The following is a 26,671-nucleotide window of genomic DNA, read 5'->3' as shown; positions in this document are numbered from 1 at the left end:
CGCTGGCGGGGCGGAGCGCCTTCATCGCGGGGGCATCCGGCGCCATGCCCGAGGGAAAGGAACTGGAAGGATGAAGCTACTCATAATCGGCGGCACCGGCGCGCTGGGCGGTCATGCCGCCATCCATATGGCGGCGCAGGGACATGAGGTCAGCATCGCCGGCCGCAATGCCCCCCATGCGGCCACGCCGATGGCGTCCATGCCCTTCCTGAAAGGCGATTATGTCGCCGGCGATTTCTCGCCGGATCGGCTGGCAGGCTTCGACTGGGTGATTTTCGCCGCCGGCAATGATCCCCGCCATGTGCCGCAGGGAAGCGATTTTGACGCCTTCCTGCTCAAGGCCAATCATGAAGCCGTGCCCGCCCTCTTCGCCACCTGCCGCGAAGCGGGCGTCCGGCGCGCAGTCCAGCTCGGCAGCTTCTACCCCCAGGCTAAGCCGCGCCTGCTGGAAGACAATGCCTATATCCGCTCACGCAGCGCCGCCTGCGAAGGCGCACGCGCGCAGGGCCGGCCGGGGTTCGATGTCATCAGCGTCAATGCCCCGTTCATGGTCGGCACCGTGCCGGGTCTGCCCAGCGCGATCTTCGAACCCTATATGCAATGGGCGGAGGGACTTATCCCGATCGAGCCTTACGCCCCGACAGGCGGGACCAATTTCATGTCCTACCAGTCGCTGTCGGAAGCGCTGCATGGCGCCCTGATGCACGGCGAGCCGGGCAAGGCCTATCTGGTCGGCGACGAAAATCTGTCGTTCCGGGACTATTTCCAGCTCTTCTTCGACGCGGCCGGCCGAGACATCCCGGTCGAGGAACGCGACATGGAACAGCCGCTGCTGCCCGACGTCGCCATACCACAGGGCCGGGGCAACTGGATCCGCTATGAGCCGGACGCCAGCGAGGTCGCCCTGCTCGGCTATCGCCGCAACGACATCCGTGCCGCCGTAGCGGAGATCGCCGCCCAGTTCGGCAGTGTAAAGGCATGACAAAATCCGATCGGCCTGTCCCCGGCATGATGGCGGGACAGGCTGGTCGACAATCGATCGGCAGCCTGTGGGAGCATAAGACATCCCGCCGCCTGCCCAATAGCGGGGAAGGATCTGAGAGTTGAGCAAGCAATGGCGTTATCTCATGCTGGGCGGAGCAGCCCTGGTTTTCGGCGCCCATCCGGCATGGGCGCAGGACGGCCGGGCACAGGCCGGTCAGGCGCAGGGCAGTGATGCCGAAGGCGGCGGACAGGGTATTGCAGACATTGTGGTGACTGCGCAGAAGCGCGCGGAGAATCTGCAATCCACACCGATCGCCGTTACCGCGCTCAATGCCGACATGATCCGTGACAAGGGCATCGCATCGGCGGCGGACCTGACCGCGGTCGCGCCCAGCCTGTCGGTCACGACGTCGCCCGCCTCCTCGACCAATATGCAATTGTTCATTCGCGGCATCGGCGACATCGACCCGATCCTGACATCGGACAGCCCGGTCGGCATCTATGTCGACGGCATCATTCTGGGGCGGGCCGCAGGCAGCGCGTTCGACATATTGGATCTGGAGCGGATCGAAGTGCTGCGTGGACCGCAGGGTACGCTTTATGGCCGCAACACGATCGGCGGCGCGGTCAACCTGATCACCGCCAAGCCGGCGGATGATTTCCACGCAAGCGTCGACGGATCGGCAGGCAATTACGGCTATTACAGCCTCAAGACCTCGGTCGACAGCGGCAATATCGCCGACAGCGGCCTGAAGGGACGGCTGACCTATCTCCACAAGGAGCGGAACGGCTATGTCGACGATCTGAACGCGCCCGACAATCGCGATCCGGGCGCCTATGTGCTCGATGCCGTCCGCGGCGCCCTCAGCTTCCGCACGGGTTCGCTCAAGCTTGACTATGGTTTCGACTGGTCGAAGCGCGAAAGCTACGCGCCCGCATTCCAGTTGACGGTCGTGCGCCCCGATGTGCTGGCTTATCTGCAAGCCTCCTCGGCGCTGGGCGGCAATGCGCCGGTCGTGTCGACCGACCGGCTGGATTCGATCCGTCTCAACCAGGGCAAGATGACCGACCGGGTAATCGGCCATACGCTGACGGCCGAACTGGATCTGGGTGGCGTGACGCTGCGTTCGCTGACGGGTTTCCGCCGCTGGGCCAACCGCAATGCGCGCGACGATCTGGACGGCAATTCGGGCCTGGTCGGCTTCACGGTGAGTCCGGAGATTTTGGCTCCGCCCTATAATTTCAATCCGCTGGGCGTCACGCCGATCGACCTGTTCAGCACCCGCAACCGGCGCCGCCAGCATCAGTTCTCGCAGGAAATCAACCTGCTCGGCAATATCGGCGACCGGTTCGAATATGTTCTGGGCGGCTATTATTTCAACGAACATTCCGCCGAATATAATCCGCAAACCTTCTTGCTGGTCCTGCCTTCTCCAGTACCGATTCTGCTGACGCCGACCGTGACGCTGAATAGTTTCGGCGTGCAGCTGTCCTCGCTGACCGACTATGACCATTATAACAAGTCGGCGGCTGCCTTCGCGCAAGGCACATACAAGTTGACCGACACACTGAGCGTGATGGGCGGCATTCGCTATACCCATGACAAGAAGCATCTGGTGCAGCGCGCGCCACTGGTGCGCGAACTCAACGCCAGTTTCCAGCGGGTGAATTATGCCTTCAGCGTCAACTGGCAGGCGACGCCGTCGATGCTGGTCTATGCCCGCACGGCATCAGGGTACAAGGCGGGCGGCTTCAACGCCCGGTCGATCAATTCCGGCTTCGACCCGGAATCGCTGACTTCCTATGAGGCGGGCATCAAGTCCGACTGGCTCGACCGGCGGCTGCGGCTGAACCTGACCGGCTTTTACGCCAGCCATTCCGACCTTCAGCTCCAGCAGTTCCAGGCGGGAACCGGCGGCGCTTCCAGCATCACCGTCAATGCGGGCAAGGCACGCTATTGGGGTATCGAGGCCGAACTGACGGCAAAGCCCGTGGATGCCGTGACGATCGGCGCCAATCTGGGCTATACCAACCGCAAATATAAGCAGTTCCTGATCCTCGACCCGACGACCAATCAATTTGTCGACGTCAAGGACAGCGCCCGTTTCCTGGTCGGCGCGACAACCACCATCAGCGCCTATGCGCAATGGGATATTGCGGACCTGTCGGTCGGACGCCTGTCGATCCGGGGCGATTATGATTATCGCGGCAAAGTCTATTATCATCCCACGATCGTGGGTACGCCCTATAATGACGAAATTGCGGGTGCGCCCAGGCATCTGGTGAACGGCAGGATTTCCCTGACCGACATCGACCTTAACGGCGCGAAGGCGGAGCTGGCCTTCTGGGGGAAGAATATCTTCAACGAGAAATATCGGCTGTTCGGCATCGACTTCGGCAGCATTGGCTATGCCGGCAACACCTATGGCGAGCCGGCGACTTATGGCGTCGATTTCCGGCTGAAGCTCTGACCGGCTGGCCGAGCCGGGCCACCGTTCCCGGCTCGGCAACAGCGAAGCGCTGCTGCCGAGCCGCCGGAGGGAAAGCGTCAGTCGATCACGGCCGCGGGGGTGATCTTCGCCACCCCGGCCTCATATTTCAGATTGTGGACCGAAATAGAGGTTTCCACCCGTTGAACACCCGGCAGACTACGGATCTGCTCGACGATCAATTCATTGAGCTGCTCAATATTGGTGAACAAACCCATCGCCAGCAGATTGTAACGGCCGAGCATCAGCACGACACAGCTGATCTCCGGCATCTGCTTCAGCCGCTCCGCGACTTCGGTGACACGCGACGGATCGGCATCGATGCCGAGCATGCACAGGTTGGGCGATCCGGCCATGCGGAAATCCGTGACCACGGTAAACTGGATCAGCCCTTCATTCTGCAAGCGCTTGATGCGCGTGCGGATCGTGCCCTCGGTCACGCCGAGTTCGGCCGCGATCGCGCGATTGGAAATGCGTGCATCGAGCGCAAGTTTGGCGACGATCTTGTGATCGAGCGCATCCAGCCGTTGCCAGTTCGCATCGGTCATAGCGGCACCACATTGAATTCATATTTTGCAATATCTACGGCTATGCCGGCATCGATCTGGGCAACGCCGGCGATGCTGGCGATATGATCATAGAGAAATTGCTGCACTTCCGAGAAATCATGCAGCGCGACCATCAATTCGATATCGCAGGGGCCATTCATGACGTTGACGCTCAGCACTTCGGGAAATTTGGCGAGATCATGGCCGACCGCCTGAACGCCACGCCCCTGCACCTTCACGCCGACGGCAATGATGACATTATAGCCCAGCGCCGCGAAATCCGTGACGGCGACCACGCGCATGGCGCGCGCATCCTCCATCTTCTGCAAACGTGCCGAAACCGTCGCGGCCGTCACCGACAATTGCTTGGCAATATCCTGATTGGTCGTGCGGCCATTGGTACGCAGAATATCGATGATGCTGTTATCAAGGGCGTCCAAGATCGGCGGTGTCTGCGACCGCCCGCTTCTGATCTGCATTCCGTACCGCCTCCATTTCCGGGCGGGACCATAGCGTGCAGAAATGGGGGGCGCCAGACGTCATGGCACAAAAGCCGCGAAGGACCGTTTCGATCGTCGCGCAGATCATTCATATGCGTATTTTATATCATAAATATAATAGTATTATGCATGAAAATATCGATACAATCTCAGATATGCGCATATAGATGGCACATCACGACCCCGGAAATTTGCCGTTCGAGCCGGTCGTTCTGGCAGAATATGCATAGCGGAGCCGCAGAGCCAAGCAGGAGACAGTCATGCTTTCAAAGGTAAAGATCGCCCATACCGACCTGACGGTCAGCCGCCTATGCTATGGCACCAATATGCTTGGTACAGCTATCGACCAGCAGCGGAGCAATGCGATCCTCGACCGCTTTTCTGCATTGGGCGGCAATTTCATCGATAGCGCACGATCCTATGGCGACTGGGTTCCCGACGCACCCAAGGGCGCAAGCGAACGGGCGATCGGCGCCTGGCTGAAAAGTCAAACCCGCGACGACTTCGTCATCGCGACCAAGGGCGGTCATTTCGACATGCGGGCGGGCGATTATCGCAATCGCGTCGATCCCGCCAGCATCGCCAGCGACCTGAACGAGAGCCTGGACCATCTGGGCATCGACCGGATCGATCTTTACTGGCTGCACATGGACAATATGGAAACGCCGGTCGATGAATTGATCGATTTCCTGCACGAGGCCAAGATGGCTGGAAAAATCCGCTGGTTCGGCGCCTCCAACTGGACCGCCGCACGCGTGCTGGAGGCCAATGCCTATGCCAAGGCCAGCGGCAAGACCGGCTTCGTCGCGGTCGAACCATTTTGGGGTCTTGCCAAGCCGCATGAAATGAACGCCCTGCAGCAAGGTTATCAGCTCTATTTCGAGGATCATGCCGGCGCACTCAGGGATGCCGACCTTGCGATCATCCCCTATTGTTCACAGAGCCGGGGCTATTTCGCCATGCTGGAACAGGGCGAGGATGCGATATCCGACACACTCAAGGGCTTTTACGACAATCCGGTCAACAAGGCGCGCTTTGCAGCAGCCAGGGCGGTCGCCGCGCGCCATGGCGCGACCGTGCCAGAGGTCGCGCTTGCTTATCTGATGAACCAGCCGCAACAGGTGATCCCGATCTTCGGCGCGTCCAGCCCGGCGCGGGTCGAGGAGAGCGTGAAGGCAGCCGCCCTTACCCTGTCGGCCGACGAACTGGCGGAGTTGCGTGCCGCATGATCGCGGCACGCAACGACGGGGCGATCAGGCCGCTCCGTCCTCTCCATGCAAGGCCCGGCGCAGGGCGGCGACGGCATCCCGCTTCATCCGCATGGAGACCGGTGCATCGGGCAGTATGTCAAAGCCATGATAGGCGCCGGCGTGGACATGAAGTTCGGTGGCCACGCCAGCCTCGATCAGGCGACGGGCATAATCCATGTCCTCGACCAGGAACAGGTCGAGCGCGCCGACCGCGATGAAGACGGGCGGCAGACCGGTCAGGTCGCTTGCGCGGGCGGGCGCGGCATAGGGCGATATGTCGGCACCGCCCGGTGCCTGCCCCAGCAATGAACGCCAACCAAAATCATTGGCCTGCGGGGTCCAGACAAAGGCGCCCTGATGATCGGCCAGCCGTGTGATGCAGGTTCGGTCATCGAGCATCGGATAGATGAGGTTCTGATGCACGATCGCCGGACCGCCCCGATCGCGCGCCAGCAGGCAGAGCGCTGCCGCAAGGCCGCCGCCTGCGCTTTCGCCGCGCACTGCGATGCGCGCCGGATTGACACCGAGTTGCGCCGCCTGATCGTGCAGCCAGCGTAGCGCCGCATAACAATCCTCAACCGCACCGGGTGCAATCGTTTCGGGCGCCAGCCGATAATCGACCGATATGATCACTGCCCCGGCCGCGCTCGCCAGCACCAGATTGGAGGCGTGGTTCATGGCGACCGAACCCGTCACATAGCCACCGCCATGGATGTGGAGGATGGCCGGCAATGCAGTGGAAAGCCCCGTTGGCGTATATATGCGCACCGATATATAATGACCGTCCGTTGTCGCCACGCGATCCTCGCGCCATGTGACTCCGGCGCCTTCTGGCTCCGGGGCCATAGCCGCCATCTGCTCCATGCCCTGGCGGATGGCTGGCAGGCTGTTCCCATTGAGTTCAAGCGCCGGCATCAGGTCCAGGCCGGGCAAGAGGGCCGGATCAACGAGGTCACGCATCATCTTCATCCTGTTCGATCATGATTTGTTGTCCGCACGGGATAGCGCCGGTCGACGGCATCGTCATCGTCCGATTGGAGGAGGCAGGTGCGGGTCGCTTCCACCGCTGCGCGGGCGCGTTCCAGTACGGACATGCCAGCGTCGAGGGCCGACTGCCGCGGCGCTTCCACGCTGAGCGGAACATGCGGCGCAAGGGCGGCCGTGAAAGCGCGAATGTCAAAACTGCCTTCGCCCGGCAGTTGCCGCTGGCGGCCCGCTTCCCATTCGATCCGGTCGGTCGGCATCTCCGCCGGTCCGTCGGAAAGCTGCGCCATGCGGATCGAAGGGTGCGAAAGCAGGGCCATGCTGGCCGCAACATCGCCGCCGCGCATGATATGCAGCAGATCGACGATGACGCCGACATCCGCTCGCCCGATCCTCTCGATCTCGACGAGGGCCTGACCGAGAGTGCGAAGCTGCGAGGGCGGATAGAATTCGATGGCAAGGCCGATGCCGTAGGGCGCGGCAAGTTCGGCCAGTTCCACCAGTTTCTCGGTGCGCCGGGCAGGTTCGCGATCATAGCAGAGGATATTGGCGAGCGGCGCGCCGAGTTCCGCTCCCGCCTCCAGCACGGGCGCGAAATCGGCAACGACCGTGCGCCCCGCCATGGTGAAAGGGTAGACGAGGTCGACCGCGATGCCAGTCGCCGTCAGCGCATCGCGGGTCGCGCGGCGCGCGGCGCGATCGGCGACGAGATTGTAGCGCGGCATTGCGGGCAGCACGTCCATCGCATAGAGGAAAGGACAGATGCCGGTGCATCCCGTCGCGGCGGCAAGCTGCGCAAGGCGCCACGGTGTCGTGTCGGTTACGGTGATATGGTCGAGCGACAGGCTGTTCCGGGCCGCCACGCGCCTCTCCTCCTTCTCTATCTGTCGATCCGGCCGGACCATATCGCCCGGCCGGCTGGAGTCAGGCGGTTTCGCGTGCCTTCAGCATGTCGAGCGCGACGTCGACGATCATGTCCTCCTGCCCCCCGACCATCTTGCGGCGCCCGAGTTCGACCAGGATGGTGCGCGTGTCGAGGCCGTAGGTTTCGGCCGCCTTTTCCGCATGACGTAGGAAGCTGGAATAGACACCCGCATAGCCAAGCGCGAGGGTTTCGCGATCGACCCGCACCGGACGGTCCTGAAGCGGTCGCACCAGATCTTCAGCGGCGTCCATGAGCGCATTGACATCGCAGCCATGGTTCCAGCCCTTGCGATCGGCGGCGGCGATGAAGACTTCGAGCGGCGCATTGCCCGCGCCAGCGCCCATGCCGGTCAACGATGCATCGATACGCACCGCGCCACCCTGCGCTGCCACGATCGAATTGGCCACGCCCAGCGCGAGATTATGGTGGGCGTGCATGCCGCGCTGGGTTTCGGGCTTGAGTACCCGGTCATAGGCTTCGAGCCGGGCCTTCACCCCGTCCATGTCGAGCGCGCCGCCGCTATCGGTCACATAGACGCACTGTGCGCCGTAGCTTTCCATCAGCAATGCCTGCTGCGCGAGCTTTTCCGGCTCGATCATGTGGCTCATCATCAGGAAGCCGGCCACGTCCATGCCCAAGTCGCGGGCGATGCCGATATGCTGCCTGGACACGTCAGCTTCGGTGCAATGGGTTGCGACACGGACCGAGCGCACGCCGATATCATAGGCGCGGCGCAGTTCGTCAACCGTGCCGACGCCGGGCAGGATCAGGGTGGTCAGGACCGATCGGGTCAGCACCGAAGCCACCGCCTCCAGCCATTCCCAGTCGGTATGCGCGCCGAAGCCATAGTTGAAGCTGGCGCCGTTGAGGCCGTCGCCATGGGCGACCTCAATCGCGTCAACACCGGCATCATCCAACGCCTTGGCGATCGCCGTCACATGGTCGATGCCGTACATGTGGCGGATGGCGTGCATGCCATCGCGCAAGGTCACGTCCTGGATATAGAGCTTGTCGCCCTTTTCCACATTGAACTTTGCGGTCATGCGGCCACCTTCTTTCCTTCGCTGATGCGCTGCGCCAGCAGCTCGCCGGTCGCCTTGGCGGCGGCGGTCATGATGTCGAGATTGCCCGAATAGCTGGGCAGATAGTCCCCTGCCCCTTCGACTTCGAGCAGGATCATCGTCTTGATTCCGCTAAACTCGCCGCGGCCGGGAATCTTGAGCTTGTTATTGTCGCCGAAGCGCTCGAACTGCACCTCCTGCTTCAGGCGATAGCCGGGGACATAGGCCTGCACCTTCTTCACCATCGCTTCGACCGAGGCGCGGATGGTGTCCTCGTCAGCGCCTTCGGATAGGGTGAAGACCGTGTCGCGCATGATCATCGGCGGTTCGGCGGGGTTCAAAATGATGATCGCCTTGCCCTGCGCTGCGCCGCCGACCTTTTCGATAGCCCCTGCAGTCGTGCGGGTGAATTCATCGATATTGGCGCGGGTGCCGGGACCTGCCGAGCGCGAGGATACCGACGCCACGATCTCGGCATAGTGGACGGTCGCCACCTGGCTGACGGCGGCGACCATCGGGATCGTCGCCTGCCCCCCGCATGTCACCATGTTGACGTTCCCGGCATCCAGATTGGCTTCGCCGTTGACGGTCGGGATGGTGTACGGGCCGATGGCTGCCGGGGTCAGATCGACCACCTGCTTGCCGTCGGCGCGCAGTGCTGCGTCATGGACCTTGTGGGCATAAGCCGATGTGGCGTCAAAAACGATGCCGATTTCGGCATAGCCCGGCATGGCGCGCAGGCCGTCCAGCCCTTCATGGGTTGTCGCCACGCCGTGCTCGCGCGCCATGGCGAGGCCTTCGGATGCCTCGTCGATGCCGACCACGGCGACAAGTTCCATATTCTGCGGATATTTGATCATCTTGATCATCAGATCGGTGCCGATATTGCCCGACCCGATAATCGCTGCCTTGACCTTGCCAGTCATGAAGCCTCCCTTTTAAACGAAGCGCGCAGTGCAAGCGCCCACGCCATGCAACTGCATTTCAAACACATCGCCGGCCTTCGCCGGTTCCAGCGGCACCAGGCTGCCCGACAGGATCACGTCGCCCGCCTCCAGCGTCACGCCATAAACCCCCAGCGTATTGGCGAGCCACGCCACTGCCTCAGCCGGGGAACCCTGAACGGCATGGCCATAGCCTTCCGACAGTGGCTCACCATTTTTGGTCACGGTGACGTGGAGATTGGGCAGGTCGTACGCGCGCGGATCGGCGCGGGCCTCGCCCAGTACATAGACGCCACAACTGGCATTGTCCGCCACCGTGTCGACAATGCCGATCTTCCAGTCCTGGATTCGGCTATCGACGATTTCGAAACAGGGGACGATCGCTTCGGTCGCGGCGATCACCTGTTCCGCCGTGACCCCTGGCCCCTTCAGCCTGTCCTTCAGGACAAAGCCGATCTCCGCCTCGGCTCGTGGCTGGATCAGCCCATTGGCCTTGATGTCGATGTCGCCGTCCACGAACATGCGGTCGGTCAGGAAGCCGAAATCGGGCTGGTGCACGCCGAGCATGTCCTGCACCGCCTTCGAGGTGACGCCGATCTTCTTGCCGACGATGCGTTCGCCATCAGCCTTGCGTCGTTCGAGCGCGCCCAGCGAAATCGCATAGGCGTCATCGATGGTGAGGCTGGGATACCGGTCCGTCAGCGGCGGGACCGTGCGCTCTTCCCGCAGCGCGAGGTAAAGCTCGTCCGCCAGCAGGTCATTCCGGCTCTGCGATACTGTGTCGCTCACAAATAGACTCCATCCTGATAGATGAGGGGTTCGATCGTTCCGCCCAGGCGCACGGCCTCCACGCGCGCCACGACGATGCTGTGCGTGCCGAAAGGCGTGATGCTGTCGATCGCGCAGGACAGATTTGCCTGCGCTTCGTCCAACATAGGCAGGCCATGACCATCCAGTGTCCATTGCCCGACCGCGAACCGCTTTTCCCGCGCCACCGCGCCACCGAACGCCGCCGACACGATCTGCTGATGGCGCGAGAGGATATTGATGCTGATCGGGCTGCCCGGCGACAGGGAGGAATGGATCCCGGCCGACTGGTTGACGCAGACCAGCACAGCGGGCGGGTCCATGGTCAGCGAGGTGATCGACGTCGCCGCCATGCCGACCGGAGCGCTGTCGCCGTGGGCAACGACGATCGCGACGCCAGACGCCAGACGGCGCATCGCACCGCGAAAGCCGGTAACGACATTCTCCACAACCAGACCGATATCGGATATGCTAGCCATGGAGGAAATCCAGTGCATAGCGGTTGAATTCCTCGGCACGTTCGACCTGAACCCAATGGCCGACCTTGTTGAAGGTCACGCAGCGCACGTCCTCACATGCCTCGAAAAATAGATTGATCCCCTCCAGCGGCATGAAGCGTTCGTTGAAGCCCCAGAAGAGCAGGATCGGCATCTTCAATTCGCCAAGGCGGGGCGCCAGGTTGGGCGTGCGCATCCGCATGATGACATCCTTGGGCTGGGTCCGGGCGACGGCAAAACGTTCCTTGACCAGCGCATCCGTGACATGGACAGGATCATGTACCAGATTGGTGATGAGACGGCGTTGCTCTTCCTCGTTGAAGTCGGGACCGCCAAAGGAACTGACCATGCCGGCAATGCCGGGCATTCTGAAATAGTCTTCCCGCTCATGAATGCAACCTGGCGCCATCAAGATGAGCCGATCGACAAAGTCCGGATGGTCCAGCGCCATCTGGAGCGCGATGCCACCGCCTAGCGAATTGCCGACCAATATGGCCCTTTCGACGCCATGTGCCGTCAATGCTTCATGCAGGGTATCCGTGAAAAGTCCGAGCGTATAGTCGATGCCCTCCGGCTTGGACGACTGGCCATAGCCGATAAGGTCGGGCAGGATCACCCGATAGCCGCCATCGACAAATGCCTGCACATTCTGACGAAAATTGGACGCGCCCGATGCGCCGGGTCCGCTGCCGTGGACAAACACGATAACGGGTCCAATCCCCACCTCTGCCACCGAAATGCAATGCCCGCCCGTGACGCCATATGTCTTGCGGGAAAGTTCCTGTGTCATGACGGCTCCTCTCAAATGAAAGTGAAGGCGGGCGGTTCGCCCTGCATGGTGCCGATCACATCACTGGTGCGGTTCGCCGGATCATTGGCGACATGCGCGCGGGCGGCGTGCAGGTCGAGCCACGGCTGGAGGATCGGGCTAGACATATAGATGGCCCGTCCGCCGAGCAGTTTCACCATATCGTCGGCCAGATCTGCCATGCGACGCACCACGCTGGCCGACTGGTATGCGAACAGGGCGCGACGCTCCATGGGAATTGCTTCGTCCCGTTCGGCATAGTCCATCAGTTCGTTGAAGGTCGCGCGATGGGCCAGCTCCATTTCGTCGGTTTCCGCGATCGCGCGGGCAATGGCGGCGTGCAGATTCGGGTCGGCTTTCGACGCCTTGCCGGTGTTGGTCGAGACGCGATTCTGCATGATCTCGATCGCGGCCCGAATCGCGGCGCGCGCGCCGCCAAAGGCCGCGGTGGACACCGAGCGGGTAAAAAGCTGCGCCCAGGGCAGGCGGTAGAGGGGAGAGTCATTTTCCTTCTGGCCGGGATTGGAGCAGGCGAAACCATCGGCAGCGCGATGGGTGCGATATTCGGGCACGAAGACACGCTCGACCAATATGTCGAAACTGCCGGTACCCTGAAGCCCGAACGTGTCCCATGTCCCTTCGATCACCCGATAGTCGGAACGCGGCAGCAGGAAGGTGCGCATGTCCGGCGCCCCGCCATCGGTGTCGAAATTGATCGCACCCAGCAAGACCCAGCCGCAATGGCTCGAACCGGAGGAAAAGCCCCAGCGCCCAGACAGGTAAAAACCGCCATCGGCCTTTTCCACCTTGCCGACCGGCTGATAGGTCGAAGACACCAGCATGTCGGCATCGTCGGCCCAGACGTCCTTCTGCGCCTCGTCATGGAACAGCGCCAGTTCATAAGGATGGCACCCCAGCACGCCATAGATCCAGCCGGTCGACATGCAGCCTTCGGCCAGCGCCTTCTGAATCTCGAAAAAGACATTGGGGTGCATCTCATAGCCACCCCAGCGCCGGGGCTGGAGGACGCGGAAGAAACCGGCCGCCTTCATTTCCGCGACGGTTTCGACAGGCACGTCGTGGCCGAGCGTGCAGGCTCGCGACCGTTCGCGCAAGACCGGGATCATGGCCCGAGCGCGTTCGATGATGCTGCCGGGGGATGGCACCGGCGCCTCCACAGCTTCCGACATTGGACTCGCCATCGCTCCTGTCATCATCGTCTCCATTCAAAGCTTCAATAGCCATATCGGCCATATGCGTAGCTTATATAAATCTTCATTACGCAAAACGTCAAGAAGAACAGGACTTGCACATTTTGCGCGATGCATATAGGCGATTCACGAACGAATTGCCATTTTATCGGAAGGCAAAGATGATATGATCGCGGCATTTGCCGGATAATTATCACGCATCAGCATGTTTTGCGTAGTTAATTTGCCAGTTTTATAGCGCAAGATAAGATGGCGATGACGGAACAACGGATAGGGCGAGGCAGCGAAATGGCAGTAAAATCGCTAGGCTATGTGATTATCGAGGCGCACGATCTGTCCGCCTGGCGCGATTTCGCATGCAACATCGTCGGGCTGATGCCCGCACAATCGGATCGTGAAGATGTCGCCCTGTTCCGCATGGACGACCGGCCATTTCGCCTTTGGGTGCAGAAGGGCGAGCGAAACGCATTTGTCGCACCCGGATGGGAATGTTCGACTCGCGAAGATTTCGCATCGGTCCTGGCCCGTCTGGAAGCGGCGGGGCGTCCCGTCGAGCGCGCCGATGTCATGGAAGCGAGGGCGCGCAAGGTCTATGAACTGGCGCGATCGTCGGACCCGGCCGGCAACGCGATGGAAATCTTCTACGGTCGGTTCGTCGATTACACGCCCTTCATATCGCCGGCAGGCGTAAGCCGATTCATCACGGGGGACAATGGCGACATGGGATTGGGCCATGTCGTCCTGACGGCACCCAATTTCGATGAGGCACACACATTCTACAAGGATGTGCTGGGCTTCGGCGACACTGATCTGGGCCGCTTCTTTCTGATGGGGGGTGGACCGGACGATGCGGGCGTTGGTTTCGCCTTCCTGCATTGCAACGGACGTCATCACAGTCTGGCGCTGGGACAGATGCCTGAAAACCCAAATGGCGCTGTTCACATGATGCTGGAAGTCGCCGCGCTGGAAGATGTCGGCCGCGCCTATGACCGCGTGCTTAAAAGCAAAGGCAAGGTTCCATTATCGGCAACATTGGGGCGGCACGTCAACGACAAGATGACGAGCTTCTACATGCAGACGCCCAGCGGCTTCGACATTGAATATGGCTGGAACGGCCTGGTCATCGATCCCGCGACCTGGGTTCCCACGACCAGCATGGCGGTGAGCGATTGGGGCCACAAATGGGCTCACGAAAAGGATGACTGAAACTATGCTCGATAAACGCATGACCATGGAAGATGTGGTCGGGCAATTGTCCGATGGCATGACGATCGGCATTGGCGGCTGGGGGCCGCGCCGCAAACCCATGGCATTGATCCGCGCGATCCTGCGGTCGGACCTCAAGGATTTGACCGTGGTTGCCTATGGCGGTGCCGATGTCGGAATGCTGTGTGCAGCAGGCAAGGTGAAGAAACTGGTCTTCGCGTTCGTTTCTCTCGACACCATTCCGCTGGAGCCCTGGTTCCGCAAGGCGCGGGAAGCGGGCGCAATCGAGGTACTGGAACTGGACGAAGGAATGTTCCAGTGGGGTCTGAAGGCTGCCGCATTCGGTCTGCCCTTCCTGCCGACCCGCGTGGGGTTGGGTACCGATCTGGCGGAACTGGGCGGCCTCAAGACCGTGCAATCTCCCTATGCGGACGGCGAAACGCTGGTTGCCATGCCCGCGCTCAAGCTCGACGCGGCGCTGATCCATGTCAATCGCAGCGACTGGCGCGGCAATGTCCATCTGTTCGGCGCCGACAGCTATTATGACGAATGGTTCGCCAAGGCGGCGGCCAAGACCTATGTGTCCTGTGAGGAACTGGTCGACCGCATCGAGGATCATTACCCCGACGACGCGCAGCTCAATCTGTTCGAGCGCTGCTTCGTGAGCGGCGTGGTCCATATGCCCTGCGGCGCGCATCCCAGCTCCATGCCCCCGGCTTATGGCTGGGACATGAAGGCGTTCAAGGCCTATGCCGACGCCGCGCGCGAGCCTGGCGACTGGGCGGCGGTGGCCGACCGCTTCGTCGGCACGACCGAGCAAGCCTATCTGGAAAGCATTGGCGGAAAGGAGGCGGTGGCGGCTCTCCCGCTCCCGATATTCTGATGACTGACGTTACAATGACTGAGGTGACTCTGGCAGAACTCTGCATTTTCGCCTGTTCCGAAGCATTCCGCGCCAATGGCGAGATCATCGCCACCGGCGTCGGCCCCGTGCCGCGCCTGGCCGCGAGCCTCGCCAAGCTGACCCACAGCCCGGAACTGATGATGACCGATGGCGAAGCTTATCTGGTCGAGCAGCCGGTCCCCATTGGCCCTCGCGGCTATGACGAGCGCAAGGCTTCGGGCTACCTGCCCTTCTCGCGCTTCTTCGACAGCGCGGTGTGGACCGGGCGGCGCCATGCGATGGTGACGCCGACCCAGCTCGACCGTTTCGGCCAGATCAATTTGAGCTATCTGGGCGGCACCTATGACAAGCCCAAGACGCAGATGCTGGGCGTGCGCGGTTTTCCGGGCAACACCATCTACCACGCCAACAGCTTTTTCTTCCCGATGCACACGGCGCGGACTTTCGTAAGCGGCGAAGTCGATATGGTGTCGGGCGTGGGCTATAATCCGGCGAAGCGGGTTCCCGGCGGCAATTATTCGGATGTCGATCTGCGGATGATCGTCACCAATCTGTGCGTCATGGACTTTGGCGGCACGGATAATGCCATCCGCGTCGTGTCCCTGCATCCCGGCGTGACCTTCGAAGAGGTGCAGGAAGCGACCGGTTTCCGGCTGGAGAAGGGCGAGCTTACCGAAACGCCGCTGCCCGGCGCGCAGGCGCTGGAGATCATCGCCAGCCTCGACCCGCACAACATCCGCGCATCCGTCATCAAGGACAATCCACCTGCAAGGAGGGGATGATGAACGAAGCCGATCACCTGGTCGAACCGCAAAAGGTCGACATCGTTTATGAGACCGAGGAGCCCGTCACTTATGATGTGATCGACCATGTCGCATGGATCATGCTGAACCGTCCGGGCTTCAACAATGCCCAGAACGGACAGATGACCTATGCGCTGGACGACGCCTTCATGGCCGCGACGAACGACGACGACGTCCGCTGCATCGTGCTGGGTGGGAACGGCAAGCATTTCTCCGCCGGGCATGACATCGGCACGCCGGGGCGCGATCTGCACAAGGCTTTCGACAACCGGCTGATGGTGCCGCCCCATGTCAACAAGCCGGCAGCGGAACTGCTCTATACGCGGGAGAAGGAGCAATATGTCGGTATGTGCCGGCGTTGGCGCGATGTCGCCAAGCCGACCATCGCCATGGTGCAGGGGGCGTGCGTCGCGGGTGGGCTGATGCTCGCCTGGGTGTGCGACCTGATCGTGGCGAGCGACGATGCTTTCTTCCAGGATCCCGTCAACCGCATGGGCATTCCGGGCGTCGAATATTTCGCCCACGCCTATGAGTTGCCGCCGCGCGTCGCCAAGGAGTTCCTGCTGCTGGGCGAGCGCATGAGCGCCCAGCGCGCCGAGCAGTTCGGCATGGTGAACAAGATCGTGTCGCGCGAGGCTCTACGCGAGACGGTGGCAGCGATGGCGGCCAAGCTGGTGGCGCAGCCGCGCCTTGGCAACTGGTTGACCAAACAGGCAATCAATCATGTCGAGGAGTTGATGGGCAAGCGCAACGCGATTGAGGCCCAATATCATATGCACCATTTCGCTCACGCGCAGAACGACCTGACGATGGGCAATTCGATCGGTGGTCTCGACGGCAAGGCGATGGCGGCCGCTAACAAGAAAGAAGCAGGCGAAGGCTGATGGGCGACCCGCTGCACACCGTCATGACCGAGCGGCTGGGTTGCCGCTGGCCGATCATCCAGACCGCCATGGGATGGGTGGCGGAGCCGTCGCTCGTCATCGGCAGTTCCAACGCTGGGGCCTTTGGTTTCCTTGGCGCGGCGGTGATGACGCCCGATGAGGCGCGCGAGAAGATGCTGACGGTGCGGCGCGGGACCGATCGGCCCTTCGGCGTCAATTTCCATATGTTCCAGCCCGGCGCCGACCAGATTGTCGAGCTGATCCTCGCCAACAAGGATCAGGTCCGCGCGGTCAGCTTCGGGCGTGGGCCGAACGCCAAGATGATCGCGCGCTTCAAGGATGCGGGCATCCTCTGCGTGCCGACCGTGGGCGCGGTCAAGCATGCGCAGAAAATGGTCGAGCTGGGCGTCGACATGGTCAATGTGCAGGGCGGCGAAGGCGGCGGCCATACCGGATCAGTGCCGACCACCGTGCTGCTGCCGCAGGTACTGGACGCGGTGAAGGTGCCGGTAATCGCCAGCGGCGGCTTTGCCGACGGGCGGGGGCTGGCGGCAGCGCTGGCCTATGGCGCCGTGGGCATCGCCATGGGCACGCGCTTCCTGCTGACCCAGGAAAGCCCGGTGCCCAACAGCGCCAAAGCGGAATATCTGAAGGCCGGGACCGACCGCATCATCGTCACCACCAAGCTGGACGGCATTCCCCAGCGGATGATCGCTACCCGGCTGATGGAGCGGATCGAAAAATCCGGCAAACTGGGCATGTGGCTCCGCGCCATCGAAGCCAGCAGAACGATGAAGAAGCAGAGCGGCGCAAGCTGGCTGAACCTCATCCAATCGGCGCGGGGCATGACGGCGCATGGCGCGATGCCCTTGAAGCAGGCCATGATGGCCGCGACCATGCCGATGTTGATCCAGAAGGCGGTGGTCGATGGCGACATCGAGCATGGCGTGATGGCGACCGGCGTGGTCGGCGGGCGCATCAGCGAAATTCCAAGCTGCCAAGAGCTGGTCGACCGCATTGTGAACGAGGCGCACGAGCGTTTGGCCGTACTTGCAGCGCTGGGCCGCGAAACCGCTCCGGTGGTCTGAGGAGAGATAGAGATGCCGATTACATGCACCATCAAAGAGCGCGTCGCGGAAATCGTCTTCGATCATGCGCCGGTCAACGCTTTCGACAGCGAGACCTGGAACAGCCTGCCGAAGATCATCACCGATGCGGCGCGCAACGAGGACGTCCACTGCATCCTGATCCGGGCCGAAGGGCGCGGCTTTTGCGGCGGCGTCGACATCAAGGAGATGCAGGCCCATCCCGAACGCATCCCCACCCTCAATCGCGGCAACTACCTGACCTTCAAGGCGATCCATGAAGCCGAAATCCCGGTCGTGGTCGCGGTGCACAAGTTCGTGATCGGCGGCGGCATCGGCATTTGCGGCGCGTCCGACACGATCATCGCAGCCGACGACGCCTTCTTCTCGCTGCCGGAGATCGATCGCGGCGCGATGGGCGGGGCGAGCCACATGTCGCGCATGCTGCCGCTGCATAAGGTCCGCGCAGCCTTCTTCACCGGCGGCACTATCCCGGCGCAGGAAGCCTATCGCCTCGGCGCGGTTGAGAAGGTCGTGCCCCGCGCCGACCTCGAAACCGAAGCCCGTGCTTTCGCCGCGCTGATCGCGTCGAAATCCCGCAAGGCGCTGGTGATCGCCAAGGAAGCGCTGAACGGCCTCGAAGCCCGCGACGTCGATCGCGGCTACCGCTGGGAACAGGGCTTCACCCTCGAAATGTACATGCATGAGGACAGCCAGAAGGCGCGCGACGCCTTTGTGGAAACCGGCAAGGCGGCCAAGTTCTGATGGACCTGACCTACACTCCGCAGCAGCAGGCGTTCCGGGAGGAAGTGCGCGCATGGCTGGAAGCCCATGTGCCTGCCCAACCGCTGGAGCATTATGACGCGACCCGCGAAGGGTTCGAGGCGCATCGGGCATGGGAAAAGACGCTCCAGTCCGGCGACTGGGGCATGGTGACATGGCCCAAAGAATATGGCGGCCGTGGGCTGGACCTCATCCAGTGGCTGATCTTCGAGGAGGAATATGCGCGCGCTGGCGCGCCGGGGCGTGTGGGCCAGAACGGCATCTTCCTGCTGGGACCGACGCTGATCGAGTTCGGCAGCCATGAGCAGAAGCAGCGCTTCCTGCCGCCGATGGCGAGCGGCGAGGAAATCTGGGCGCAGGCATGGTCCGAACCGCAGGCAGGGTCCGACCTTGCCGGGGTGCGGGCGACCTGCGCGGCGGATGGGGACGACTATATCCTCAACGGCCATAAAATCTGGTCGAGCCGGGCGGTGTTCGCGGACTGGGCCTTCGGCCTGTTCCGCACGCCGGGAACGGAACGGCATAAGGGGATGAGCCTCATATTCTTCCCGCTGACTGCGCCGGGCGTGACGGTCAACCCGATCCGCAAGATCAACGGTCATGTCGGTTTCGCCGAGATTTTTCTGGAAGATGTGCGGGTACCCGCCTTCAACCGTCTGGGTGACGAGGGGCAGGGCTGGCATATCTGCATGGCGACGGCGGGGTTCGAGCGCGGGCTGATGTTGCGCTCCCCGGCCCGCTATCAGGTCGCGGCGGCGAAGCTCGCGGACCTGTGGCAGACACGCCGTGAAACCGCCGACCCCATGCTGGAGGCCGACGTCATCCGCGCCCATATGAATGCAGAGGCCTATGCGCTGTCTATCTACCAGACCGCCTCGCGGCTGATGGCGGGCGCGAGGATCGGCCCCGAAGCCAGCACCAACAAGATTTTCTGGTCGGAAATGGACATCCACCTGCACCAGACCGCGCTTTCGATCCTTGGGACGGAGGCGGAGCTGATCCCGCCGCCGGGCGGGCACGACTGGCTGGACGATTATATCTTCTCGCTCGCCGGTCCCATTTATGCCGGGTCGAACGAGATCCAGCGCAACATCATTGCCGAGCGCATGCTCGGCCTGCCGCGCTGAAGGGAGGGGCGGACATGGACTTCACCCTGAACGAAGAACAGCTGATGTTCGCGGAGACGGCGCGCACGCTGTTCGCGGATAGCTGCACGCCCGATCATTGGCGCCGGATGATGGAAGCCGGGACAGCGCGTGACGATGCCCGCTGGGCGTCGATCGTGGAGACGGGCCTGACACTGGTGCTTCTGCCCGAAAGCGCGGGCGGCATTGGGCTGACCGAAACCGACTTCGCCCTGATCACGCAGGAAGCGGGCTATGTTGCGCTGCCTGAACCACTGGTCGAAAGCGCGGGCGTCGCCGCGCCCATGCTGGCCGCGCTGGCGCCCGATCATGTGGTGCTGAGCGATCCGCTGGCGACCATAGCCATCGCGCATCCGGCCAATCCCTATATCGCCAACGCCGACAGCGCGGCGGCGATCCTGCTGGAACGTGATGGCGAGGCCTATCTTGCCACGCCCGATCAGGTGACGCTGACGGCGCAAGCCAGCATCGATCCGTTCCGCCGCCTCTTCTCCATCGAGTGGAATGTGGAGAACGCCACTCCACTGGGTAAGGCGGACTGGGACTTGGCGCTGGACCGTGCCGCCCTGTTCAACGCCGCCATGGGCCTTGGCCTTGCGCAGCGCGCCGTCGATCTGGCGGTTGACTATGCCAAGGAACGCCAGCAGTTCGGCAAACCCATCGGCAGCTATCAGGCGGTCAAGCACCATCTCGCCTCCGCGCAGGTCGCAATCGAGTTCGCCAAGCCGGTCGTCGCAGCAGCCGCCGCCGAGATCGGCCATCGCGACGTGCAGTCCCGCGCGCGGATCAGTCATGCCAAGCTGGTCGCGCTGGAAGCCGCCGACAAGGCTGCCCGCACCTCGATCCAGGTGCATGGCGCCATGGGCTATAGCTGGGAAGTCGACGTCCATCTGTTCCTCAAGCGCGCGCTTGCGCTGACCCAGACATGGGGCACCCCCGCCTACCATCGCGCCCGGATCGCGGCGCGCCTCTTCACCCAGCCCATGGGGCCGGACCAGACTTTCGCCAGAGAGAGTGATAATGCCTGAAGCCTATATCATCGACGCCGTCCGCTCGCCCGTTGGCCGCAAGAAGGGCAGCCTCGCCGGCGTCCATCCCGCCGACCTTGGCGCGCATCCAATCCGGGAGTTAGTGAAGCGCACCGGGATCGATCCGGCCCTCGTTGACGATGTGGTCTGGGGCTGCTGCGACACGATCGGGCCGCAGGCAGGCAATATCGGCCGCACCGCCTGGCTGGTCGCAGGGCTACCCGAGGAAGTGCCGGGCGTCACCATCGACCGCCAGTGCGGTTCCTCGCAACAGGCCGTGCACTTTGCCGCGCAGGGCGTGATGAGCGGTACGCAGGACCTGGTCGTCGCGGGCGGCAGCCAGGCGATGAACGCCATTCCCATCTCCGCCGCCATGGTCGCGGGCCAGCCCTATGGCTTCGACAGCCCGTTCCTCGGTTCCAAGGGCTGGGACGCCCGCTATGGCGGTGAGGAAGTCAACCAGATCCGCTCCGCCGAGATGATCGCGGAAAAATGGGGCATCAGTCGCTTGGGCATGGAAGCCTTCGCCCTCGCCTCCCACCAGCGCGCGCAGGCCGCATGGGACAAAGGCTGGTTCGACCGCGAGGTCGTGGCCTTCGAAGGTCTGGCCAAGGATGAAACCATCCGCCCGGCGACCACGCTGGAGGGCTTGGCCGGTCTCAACCCGGTGCGCGAAGGCGGCCTCGTCACCGCCGGCGTCGCCAGCCAGAATTGCGATGCCGCCGCCGCTCTGCTGATCGCCAGCGAACGGGCCGTGAAGGAACATGGCCTCAAGCCCCGCGCCCGCATCCATCACCTCTCGGTGCGTGCCGCCAATCCGGTATGGATGCTGACCGGCCCGATCCCCGCCACCCAATATGCGCTCAAGAAGGCAGGGATGAGCATCAGCGACATCGACCTGTTCGAATGCAACGAGGCCTTTGCCAGCGTGCCCATGGCGTGGATGAAGGAACTCGACATCCCGCATGAGAAAGTGAACGTGCAGGGCGGCGCGATTGCGCTCGGCCATCCCATCGGCGCCACCGGCGCGCGGCTGATGACCACCTTGCTCAATGCCCTGGAACGCACCGGCGGCCGCTATGGCCTACAGACCATGTGCGAGGGCGGCGGGCAAGCCAACGTCACCATCATCGAGCGGCTGTAACATGCCCTGCTACGCCTATCAGGGGATCGTTCCCGTGGTCGACCCGACCAGCTACGTTCATCCGCTGGCGTCGCTGATCGGGGACGTGATCGTCGGACCGGGCTGCTTCATCGCGCCCGGCGCGTCCCTGCGTGGCGATTTCGGGCGGATCGTGGTGGAAGGCGATAGCTCGATACAGGATAGCGTGACCGTCCATGCCAACCAGCTGCGCGACACAATCATCCGGCGCGGCGCGACCATCGCGCATGGCTCGATCATCCATGGCTGCGAGATTGGCGAGAATGCGCTGATCGGGATGAACGCCGTGGTGTTGGATAATGCGGTGATCGGACCGGAAAATCTTGTCGCGGCCCTGAGCCTCGTCAAATCCGACACGCAAACACCGCCGCGCAGTCTGGTGGCGGGCAATCCGGCCAGGGTTATCAAGAGCTTCGAACCGCATCAGGTCACGTGGAAGAATGACGGCGAGGGCGAATATCAGAAGCTGGCCCGCGCCGCGCTGACGGACTTGGTCGAGGCGGAGCCGCTGATCGCACCCGAAGCGGATCGGCAGCGCATCTGGTCAGACGCTATCGCGGTTCGGCTAACAGGGCCGACAGCAGCTTTGCGGGAGAAACGGGCATGAACGACGCAGCCATCGCCATTCCCAATCTGCTCTATCTCTATGCCGAGTTGATCGACGCGGCGGATTTTCTCGGCGCGGCACGGCTGTTTCGTCATGGCGGCGTGATCGCCAGCGGCCAGCGGATTGTGGGCGAAGAAGCCATAGCCGCGATGTGGCGCGGCTGGATGCGCCTCTATGACGGCAAGCCGTGCACCCGGCATATCATGACCAACCCGATCATCCTGCTGAGCGAAGACGGTGAAAGCGCCACCAGCCGATCGCAATGGACGGTGTTGCAGGCAACCGAGGGCTATCCGCTCCAGCCGGTCGCGACCGGGCGCTATCATGACAAGTTCCGGCGGATCGAGCGCCAATGGTGCTTTGTCGAACGCGATTATGCGCAGGTCGATCTTAGCGGCGACCTCAGCGCGCATCTTTTGAAATCTCTTAAGGACGCTTGAAAATGGGTATCTGCGAAGGACGCGTGGCGATTGTCACCGGGGCGGGCAATGGGCTGGGCAAGGCCTATGCATTGGGTCTGGCGGCGGAGGGCTGCAAGCTCATCATCAATGACCTCGGCGTCGGCGCCCATGGCGAGGCTGGGCTAACCAAAGGCGCGGCCGAACAGGTGGTGGACGAGATTCGCGCCATGGGCGGCGAGGCCGTCACCAACACCAATGACGTGGCCGACTGGGACGCGGGCAAGCGCATGGTGGAAGCCGCGCTCGACAGTTTCGGGCGGCTGGACGCGGTGGTGAACAATGCGGGCTTCGTGCGCGACCGCATGTTCTTCACCTGTAGCCCGGAAGAATGGGATGCGGTGATCCGGGTGCATCTGCGCGGCCATTTCTGCACCGCGCGCCATGCCGCCGAATATTGGCGGGCACAGGCCAAGGCGGGCAATCCGGTCGATGCGCGGATCATCAACACGACCAGCGGCGCGGGCCTGCAAGGCTCGGTCGGCCAGTCGGCCTATTCGGCCGCCAAGGGCGGCATTGCCGCGCTGACCCTGGTGCAGGCGGCGGAACTGGCGCGGCTCGGCGTAACCGCCAACGCGCTCGCGCCCAATGCGCGCACCCGAATGACCAATACCGGCGCTTTCGACATGGATGTGAAGGCTGGCGGCTTCGACGTGTTTGCGCCGGAAAATATGGCGCCGCTGGTCGCCTATCTGGTGTCGGGCCAGTCGAAGGGCGTGACCGGCCAGATATTCGAGCTGAAGGGCGGCACCATCTTCCTGTCGCAAGGCTGGACCGACAGCCCCGCCCATGACAAGGGCGCCCGCTTCGAGGCGAGCGAGCTGGACCCGATCGTCCGCAAGCTGATCGAGACCCGGCAGCCCGCCAAGCCGGTCTACGGAGCGGCCTGATGGATTTCGCACTCAGCGACGACCAGCGCGCGATACAGGAAGCCGCCCGCGCCTTCCTGAGCGACGCCGCGAGTGCCGAGGCCGTGCGGGCTGCGGTCGAAGGCGCGAGCGGCTTTGACGGGGCGCTCTGGCAGGGCCTTGGCGACATGGGCTTTGCCGGGCTGATGGTGCCGGAGGCGCATGGCGGGCTGGGGCTGGGCGCGGTGGAGATGACGCTGGTTCTGGAGGAGATGGGCCGGTGCCTCGCGCCCGTTCCCTTTTTCGAAACAGCAGTTCTGGCGGTGCAGGCTGTGCTGGCGGCCGGGAATGAGGGGCAGCTTTCGACACTTCTCCCTCGTCTCGCTTGCGGAACGCGCGCCTGCTTTGCCGGGACAGCCGACCGCCCGGCCCTCTCAGGCGGTCGGCTGACCGGCAAAGCCAATTTCGTGACCTTCGCCCATGTGGCGGAGCTGATCGTCGTGGCAACCTCGGACAACAGCCTGATCGTGCTGGAGGCGGACGCGCCGGGCCTGACCATCGAGCCGTTGCCCAGTCTCGACCGGACGCGCCGTTTCGCGCGGCTGACCTTCGATTGCGTGATCACGCCGGACCAACTGCTTGGCACCCCCGGCAACGCCAGGGCCGCCATCGACCGCACCCTCACCATCGGCGCGGGCCTGCTCGCCGCCGAGCAGACGGGCGTGGCGCACTACAGCCTCGACGCCACAGTCGACTATGCAAGGCAGCGGGTGCAGTTCGGACGGGTCATCGGTTCCTTCCAGGCCTACAAGCATATGCTGGCCGACATGATGATGCTGGTCGAGGCTTCCCGCTCCGCCGCTTATTATGCCGCCGCCGCGATTGACGAGGATGGTACGGAACTGGCCGAAGCCTGCCATGTCGCGCGGGAATATGTCTCCGATGCCTGTCGCTCGGTCACGGGCGATGCGATCCAGTTGCATGGTGGCATCGGCTTCACCGGGGAACATTACGCCCATCTCTATTTCAAGCGCGCCCGCGCCACCGCAAGCTGGCTCGGCTCCCCCGACCAGCATCGCGAGGCGCTGGCCACCATACTCTTCGAGGACGCAGCATGACCCCGACATCCCCCGTTCCGCCCTACCCCACACCGCGCGGGTTGCTGACCGGCAAGACCGTGGTCGTCACCGCTGCCGCCGGGACCGGCATCGGCTTTGCCGTCGCCAAGCGCGCCGCTGAGGAAGGTGCGAAGCTGCTCATCAGCGATTTCCATGAACGCCGCCTTGGCGAAGCCGCCGACCGGATCGCTGACGAGGCGGGCGTGGAACGGCCAGCGACGTTCGTGTGCGACGTCACCGACGAGCAGGCCGTGCAGGGCCTGCGCGACGCGTCGCTGGCCGCGCTCGGCAGGGTCGATGTCCTCATCAACAATGCGGGGCTGGGCGGCGAGGTCGACGTCGTCGACATGACCGACGAGCAGTGGAACCGCGTGCTGGACGTGACGCTGACCAGCCTGTTCCGCATGACCCGCGCTTTCCTGCCGCACATGTATGCCAACAAGTCCGGCGTGATGGTCAACAATGCCTCGGTTCTGGGTTGGCGCGCGCAGAAGGGGCAGGCCCATTATGCCGCCGCCAAGGCGGGTGTCATGGCCTTCACCCGTTGCTCGGCGATCGAGGCGGCTGAGCATGGCGTGCGCATCAACGCGGTCGCGCCGAGCCTTGCCATGCACCCCTTCCTCGCCAAGGTGACGACACAGGAAGCGCTGGACCTTCTGGTCGAGAAGGAAGCCTTCAAGCGCCCCGCTGAAGTGTGGGAGGTCGCCAATGTGATGATCTTCCTCGCGAGCGAGCTGTCCTCCTACATGACCGGGGAAATCCTGCCCGTGTCGAGCCAGAAGGCCTGAGCCATGGCGGTCATCTTCGAAAGTCCGCGCGATCTGATCGGCAAGGACGGCGCGGCGTTGGACGCCAGCGACTGGCTGACCATCGATCAGGCGCGGATCGATGCCTTTGCGGACTGCACCGGCGACCGTCAGTGGATTCATGTCGACCCGGCGCGCGCCAAGGATGGCCCGTTCGGCGCGACCATCGCGCATGGCTATCTGACGCTCAGTCTCGTCAACTATTTCCTGCCGCAGATGATCGAGGTCCAGCGCTTTTCCGCCGGGGTCAATGTCGGGATGGACAAAACCCGCTTCCTCAGCCCCGTTCTCGTCGGCTCGCGCATTCGCGGGACAGGCGAGATCGTGAAGGTCGAGGAGGTGAAAGGCGCGATCCAGTCCACCGTCCGCGTCACCATCGAGATCGAGAGCAGCGAAAAGCCCGCCTGCATCATCGACACCATCAGCCGCTATTATCCGGAGTAAGCCCCCATGCCCGACGCTCAGAAAATGGAAGCCGCCGTCCACGCCTATGTCGCCGCGTTCGACGCGGGCAGCCCCGATCAGGCCGCCGCCTTGTTCGCTACTGACGCCACGGTCGAAGACCCGGTCGGCAGCCCGCAGCACAAGGGCCGCGAGGCCATCCGCGCTTTCTACGCCGCCTCCATGCAGACCGGCGCGAAACTCAAGCTCGAAGGACCCGTCCGCATCGCCGCCGACCATGCGGCCTTCGCCTTTTCGGTCAATCTCCACTGGGAGGGGAAGCAGCAGCGCGTCGATGTGATCGACATCTTCCGCTTCAACGAGGCGAATGAAGTGATCGAAATGCGCGCTTTTTTCGGCCCCACCAACATGCACGGATTTTAAG

At 63.0% G+C, this 26,671-nt stretch carries 29 protein-coding genes; 19 read left to right on the top strand and 10 right to left on the bottom strand.

The window, feature by feature from the left end; genetic code table 11:
- Nucleotides 1–70 precede the first annotated feature (70 nt).
- A complete protein-coding gene (locus DM806_RS10625) occupies nt 71–982 on the top strand; it encodes an NAD-dependent epimerase/dehydratase family protein (protein WP_179043202.1) in 912 nt (303 codons plus the stop codon).
- Between the two features lie 121 nt (nt 983–1,103).
- Nucleotides 1,104–3,455: a TonB-dependent receptor gene (locus DM806_RS10620; protein ID WP_179043201.1), complete on the top strand. Its 2,352-nt coding sequence runs from the start codon at nt 1,104–1,106 to the stop codon at nt 3,453–3,455.
- Nucleotides 3,456–3,532: 77 nt separating this feature from the next.
- On the opposite strand, the gene DM806_RS10615 is transcribed toward DM806_RS10620, so the two are convergent.
- Nucleotides 3,533–4,021, bottom strand: a complete 489-nt coding sequence (locus tag DM806_RS10615; RefSeq protein ID WP_179043200.1) for an Lrp/AsnC family transcriptional regulator — start codon at nt 4,019–4,021, stop codon at nt 3,533–3,535.
- The gene (locus DM806_RS10610; RefSeq protein WP_179043199.1) at nt 4,018–4,500 is read right to left on the bottom strand and encodes an Lrp/AsnC family transcriptional regulator; all 483 of its coding nucleotides are present in this window, start codon (nt 4,498–4,500) and stop codon (nt 4,018–4,020) included. Before DM806_RS10610 ends, DM806_RS10615 begins: the two co-directional genes overlap by 4 nt.
- 281 nt (nt 4,501–4,781) lie before the next feature.
- Here DM806_RS10610 and DM806_RS10605 point away from each other — a divergent pair, with 281 nt between their 5' ends.
- Nucleotides 4,782–5,750: an aldo/keto reductase gene (locus DM806_RS10605; RefSeq protein WP_179043198.1), complete on the top strand. Its 969-nt coding sequence runs from the start codon at nt 4,782–4,784 to the stop codon at nt 5,748–5,750.
- 24 nt (nt 5,751–5,774) lie between these two features.
- Here the strand turns inward: DM806_RS10605 and DM806_RS10600 are convergent, their stop codons facing one another.
- The 8 genes from DM806_RS10600 to DM806_RS10565 all read right to left on the bottom strand — a co-directional run bounded on the left by DM806_RS10600 (nt 5,775) and on the right by DM806_RS10565 (nt 12,987).
- Nucleotides 5,775–6,731 (bottom strand): alpha/beta hydrolase, encoded by a 957-nt coding sequence (locus tag DM806_RS10600; protein WP_256869229.1) that lies wholly within the window; start codon nt 6,729–6,731, stop codon nt 5,775–5,777.
- A 5-nt stretch (nt 6,732–6,736) separates the two neighbouring features.
- Entirely contained in the window at nt 6,737–7,618 is an 882-nt protein-coding gene (locus DM806_RS10595) for a sugar phosphate isomerase/epimerase family protein (RefSeq protein WP_372859477.1), read from the bottom strand.
- A gap of 61 nt (nt 7,619–7,679) precedes the next feature.
- Nucleotides 7,680–8,723, bottom strand: a complete 1,044-nt coding sequence (dmpG, locus tag DM806_RS10590) for a 4-hydroxy-2-oxovalerate aldolase (RefSeq protein ID WP_179043195.1) — start codon at nt 8,721–8,723, stop codon at nt 7,680–7,682.
- Nucleotides 8,720–9,667, bottom strand: coding sequence for an acetaldehyde dehydrogenase (acetylating) (locus tag DM806_RS10585; protein ID WP_179043194.1), 948 nt, complete (start codon nt 9,665–9,667; stop codon nt 8,720–8,722). The genes dmpG and DM806_RS10585 overlap by 4 nt, the downstream gene beginning before the upstream one ends.
- A 12-nt stretch (nt 9,668–9,679) precedes the next feature.
- Nucleotides 9,680–10,474 (bottom strand): fumarylacetoacetate hydrolase family protein, encoded by a 795-nt coding sequence (locus tag DM806_RS10580; RefSeq protein WP_372859476.1) that lies wholly within the window; start codon nt 10,472–10,474, stop codon nt 9,680–9,682.
- Nucleotides 10,471–10,971 carry a flavin reductase family protein gene (locus DM806_RS10575; protein WP_179043193.1) on the bottom strand — a complete coding sequence of 167 codons (501 nt, stop codon included), beginning with the start codon at nt 10,969–10,971 and terminating at the stop codon, nt 10,471–10,473. The genes DM806_RS10580 and DM806_RS10575 overlap by 4 nt, the downstream gene beginning before the upstream one ends.
- Nucleotides 10,964–11,779, bottom strand: coding sequence for an alpha/beta fold hydrolase (locus tag DM806_RS10570; RefSeq protein WP_179043192.1), 816 nt, complete (start codon nt 11,777–11,779; stop codon nt 10,964–10,966). Before DM806_RS10570 ends, DM806_RS10575 begins: the two co-directional genes overlap by 8 nt.
- Before the next feature lie 11 nt (nt 11,780–11,790).
- Nucleotides 11,791–12,987 carry an acyl-CoA dehydrogenase family protein gene (locus DM806_RS10565; RefSeq protein WP_256869227.1) on the bottom strand — a complete coding sequence of 399 codons (1,197 nt, stop codon included), beginning with the start codon at nt 12,985–12,987 and terminating at the stop codon, nt 11,791–11,793.
- A gap of 309 nt (nt 12,988–13,296) precedes the next feature.
- On the opposite strand from DM806_RS10565, the gene DM806_RS10560 reads away from it, so the two are divergent.
- Genes DM806_RS10560 through DM806_RS10485 form a run of 16 tightly spaced genes read left to right on the top strand, consistent with a single transcriptional unit; the run spans nt 13,297 to nt 26,670 of the window.
- Entirely contained in the window at nt 13,297–14,214 is a 918-nt protein-coding gene (locus tag DM806_RS10560; protein WP_179043190.1) for a VOC family protein, read from the top strand.
- Between the two features lie 4 nt (nt 14,215–14,218).
- Nucleotides 14,219–15,097, top strand: coding sequence for a CoA transferase subunit A (locus DM806_RS10555; protein WP_256869226.1), 879 nt, complete (start codon nt 14,219–14,221; stop codon nt 15,095–15,097).
- Nucleotides 15,098–15,111: 14 nt separating this feature from the next.
- Complete coding sequence (locus tag DM806_RS10550) at nt 15,112–15,900, top strand: CoA-transferase subunit beta (RefSeq protein WP_179043188.1); 789 nt, start codon at nt 15,112–15,114, stop codon at nt 15,898–15,900.
- Nucleotides 15,900–16,805, top strand: coding sequence for an enoyl-CoA hydratase (locus DM806_RS10545; protein WP_218647454.1), 906 nt, complete (start codon nt 15,900–15,902; stop codon nt 16,803–16,805). The genes DM806_RS10550 and DM806_RS10545 overlap by 1 nt, the downstream gene beginning before the upstream one ends.
- Nucleotides 16,805–17,893 (top strand): NAD(P)H-dependent flavin oxidoreductase, encoded by a 1,089-nt coding sequence (locus DM806_RS10540; RefSeq protein WP_179043186.1) that lies wholly within the window; start codon nt 16,805–16,807, stop codon nt 17,891–17,893. The genes DM806_RS10545 and DM806_RS10540 overlap by 1 nt, the downstream gene beginning before the upstream one ends.
- A gap of 12 nt (nt 17,894–17,905) precedes the next feature.
- Nucleotides 17,906–18,655 (top strand): enoyl-CoA hydratase family protein, encoded by a 750-nt coding sequence (locus DM806_RS10535; protein ID WP_179043185.1) that lies wholly within the window; start codon nt 17,906–17,908, stop codon nt 18,653–18,655.
- Complete coding sequence (locus DM806_RS10530) at nt 18,655–19,800, top strand: acyl-CoA dehydrogenase (RefSeq protein ID WP_179043184.1); 1,146 nt, start codon at nt 18,655–18,657, stop codon at nt 19,798–19,800. Before DM806_RS10535 ends, DM806_RS10530 begins: the two co-directional genes overlap by 1 nt.
- Before the next feature lie 14 nt (nt 19,801–19,814).
- On the top strand, nt 19,815–20,846 hold the full coding sequence (locus tag DM806_RS10525) for an acyl-CoA dehydrogenase family protein (RefSeq protein ID WP_179043183.1): 1,032 nt from the start codon (nt 19,815–19,817) through the stop codon (nt 20,844–20,846).
- Nucleotides 20,839–21,990 (top strand): acetyl-CoA C-acetyltransferase, encoded by a 1,152-nt coding sequence (locus tag DM806_RS10520; protein ID WP_179043182.1) that lies wholly within the window; start codon nt 20,839–20,841, stop codon nt 21,988–21,990. Before DM806_RS10525 ends, DM806_RS10520 begins: the two co-directional genes overlap by 8 nt.
- Nucleotide 21,991: 1 nt before the next feature.
- A complete protein-coding gene (locus DM806_RS10515) occupies nt 21,992–22,615 on the top strand; it encodes a phenylacetic acid degradation protein PaaY (protein ID WP_179043181.1) in 624 nt (207 codons plus the stop codon).
- The gene (locus DM806_RS10510; protein ID WP_179043180.1) at nt 22,612–23,055 is read left to right on the top strand and encodes a nuclear transport factor 2 family protein; all 444 of its coding nucleotides are present in this window, start codon (nt 22,612–22,614) and stop codon (nt 23,053–23,055) included. Before DM806_RS10515 ends, DM806_RS10510 begins: the two co-directional genes overlap by 4 nt.
- Nucleotides 23,056–23,057: 2 nt before the next feature.
- A complete protein-coding gene (locus tag DM806_RS10505) occupies nt 23,058–23,963 on the top strand; it encodes an SDR family oxidoreductase (protein ID WP_179043179.1) in 906 nt (301 codons plus the stop codon).
- Entirely contained in the window at nt 23,963–25,039 is a 1,077-nt protein-coding gene (locus DM806_RS10500; protein WP_179043178.1) for an acyl-CoA dehydrogenase family protein, read from the top strand. The genes DM806_RS10505 and DM806_RS10500 overlap by 1 nt, the downstream gene beginning before the upstream one ends.
- Nucleotides 25,036–25,827: an SDR family oxidoreductase gene (locus DM806_RS10495; RefSeq protein WP_179043177.1), complete on the top strand. Its 792-nt coding sequence runs from the start codon at nt 25,036–25,038 to the stop codon at nt 25,825–25,827. The genes DM806_RS10500 and DM806_RS10495 overlap by 4 nt, the downstream gene beginning before the upstream one ends.
- Before the next feature lie 3 nt (nt 25,828–25,830).
- Nucleotides 25,831–26,289, top strand: a complete 459-nt coding sequence (locus DM806_RS10490) for a MaoC family dehydratase (RefSeq protein WP_179043176.1) — start codon at nt 25,831–25,833, stop codon at nt 26,287–26,289.
- Between the two features lie 6 nt (nt 26,290–26,295).
- Nucleotides 26,296–26,670, top strand: coding sequence for a steroid Delta-isomerase (locus DM806_RS10485; protein WP_179043175.1), 375 nt, complete (start codon nt 26,296–26,298; stop codon nt 26,668–26,670).
- Nucleotide 26,671: the final 1 nt, after the last annotated feature.

Origin of the sequence: Sphingobium lactosutens, assembly GCF_013393185.1 — a bacterium.
Classification (GTDB): domain Bacteria; phylum Pseudomonadota; class Alphaproteobacteria; order Sphingomonadales; family Sphingomonadaceae; genus Sphingobium; species Sphingobium lactosutens_A.
The sequence above is the reverse complement of the archived record's forward strand: the minus strand, read 5'-3'. Positions and strand labels throughout refer to the sequence as shown.

What these genes read in the sequence shown, in the direction of transcription:
- DM806_RS10625 (WP_179043202.1), top strand. Translation starts at nt 71, where the DNA reads ATGAAGCTACTCATAATCGGCGGCACCGGCGCGCTGGGCGGTCATGCC.
- DM806_RS10615 (WP_179043200.1), bottom strand. Translation starts at nt 4,021, where the DNA reads ATGACCGATGCGAACTGGCAACGGCTGGATGCGCTCGATCACAAGATC.
- DM806_RS10610 (WP_179043199.1), bottom strand. Translation starts at nt 4,500, where the DNA reads ATGCAGATCAGAAGCGGGCGGTCGCAGACACCGCCGATCTTGGACGCC.
- DM806_RS10605 (WP_179043198.1), top strand. Translation starts at nt 4,782, where the DNA reads ATGCTTTCAAAGGTAAAGATCGCCCATACCGACCTGACGGTCAGCCGC.
- DM806_RS10600 (WP_256869229.1), bottom strand. Translation starts at nt 6,731, where the DNA reads ATGCGTGACCTCGTTGATCCGGCCCTCTTGCCCGGCCTGGACCTGATG.
- dmpG (WP_179043195.1), bottom strand. Translation starts at nt 8,723, where the DNA reads ATGACCGCAAAGTTCAATGTGGAAAAGGGCGACAAGCTCTATATCCAG.
- DM806_RS10585 (WP_179043194.1), bottom strand. Translation starts at nt 9,667, where the DNA reads ATGACTGGCAAGGTCAAGGCAGCGATTATCGGGTCGGGCAATATCGGC.
- DM806_RS10575 (WP_179043193.1), bottom strand. Translation starts at nt 10,971, where the DNA reads ATGGCTAGCATATCCGATATCGGTCTGGTTGTGGAGAATGTCGTTACC.
- DM806_RS10570 (WP_179043192.1), bottom strand. Translation starts at nt 11,779, where the DNA reads ATGACACAGGAACTTTCCCGCAAGACATATGGCGTCACGGGCGGGCAT.
- DM806_RS10565 (WP_256869227.1), bottom strand. Translation starts at nt 12,987, where the DNA reads ATGTCGGAAGCTGTGGAGGCGCCGGTGCCATCCCCCGGCAGCATCATC.
- DM806_RS10560 (WP_179043190.1), top strand. Translation starts at nt 13,297, where the DNA reads ATGGCAGTAAAATCGCTAGGCTATGTGATTATCGAGGCGCACGATCTG.
- DM806_RS10555 (WP_256869226.1), top strand. Translation starts at nt 14,219, where the DNA reads ATGCTCGATAAACGCATGACCATGGAAGATGTGGTCGGGCAATTGTCC.
- DM806_RS10550 (WP_179043188.1), top strand. Translation starts at nt 15,112, where the DNA reads ATGACTGAGGTGACTCTGGCAGAACTCTGCATTTTCGCCTGTTCCGAA.
- DM806_RS10545 (WP_218647454.1), top strand. Translation starts at nt 15,900, where the DNA reads ATGAACGAAGCCGATCACCTGGTCGAACCGCAAAAGGTCGACATCGTT.
- DM806_RS10540 (WP_179043186.1), top strand. Translation starts at nt 16,805, where the DNA reads ATGGGCGACCCGCTGCACACCGTCATGACCGAGCGGCTGGGTTGCCGC.
- DM806_RS10535 (WP_179043185.1), top strand. Translation starts at nt 17,906, where the DNA reads ATGCCGATTACATGCACCATCAAAGAGCGCGTCGCGGAAATCGTCTTC.
- DM806_RS10530 (WP_179043184.1), top strand. Translation starts at nt 18,655, where the DNA reads ATGGACCTGACCTACACTCCGCAGCAGCAGGCGTTCCGGGAGGAAGTG.
- DM806_RS10525 (WP_179043183.1), top strand. Translation starts at nt 19,815, where the DNA reads ATGGACTTCACCCTGAACGAAGAACAGCTGATGTTCGCGGAGACGGCG.
- DM806_RS10520 (WP_179043182.1), top strand. Translation starts at nt 20,839, where the DNA reads ATGCCTGAAGCCTATATCATCGACGCCGTCCGCTCGCCCGTTGGCCGC.
- DM806_RS10515 (WP_179043181.1), top strand. Translation starts at nt 21,992, where the DNA reads ATGCCCTGCTACGCCTATCAGGGGATCGTTCCCGTGGTCGACCCGACC.
- DM806_RS10510 (WP_179043180.1), top strand. Translation starts at nt 22,612, where the DNA reads ATGAACGACGCAGCCATCGCCATTCCCAATCTGCTCTATCTCTATGCC.
- DM806_RS10505 (WP_179043179.1), top strand. Translation starts at nt 23,058, where the DNA reads ATGGGTATCTGCGAAGGACGCGTGGCGATTGTCACCGGGGCGGGCAAT.
- DM806_RS10500 (WP_179043178.1), top strand. Translation starts at nt 23,963, where the DNA reads ATGGATTTCGCACTCAGCGACGACCAGCGCGCGATACAGGAAGCCGCC.
- DM806_RS10495 (WP_179043177.1), top strand. Translation starts at nt 25,036, where the DNA reads ATGACCCCGACATCCCCCGTTCCGCCCTACCCCACACCGCGCGGGTTG.
- DM806_RS10490 (WP_179043176.1), top strand. Translation starts at nt 25,831, where the DNA reads ATGGCGGTCATCTTCGAAAGTCCGCGCGATCTGATCGGCAAGGACGGC.
- DM806_RS10485 (WP_179043175.1), top strand. Translation starts at nt 26,296, where the DNA reads ATGCCCGACGCTCAGAAAATGGAAGCCGCCGTCCACGCCTATGTCGCC.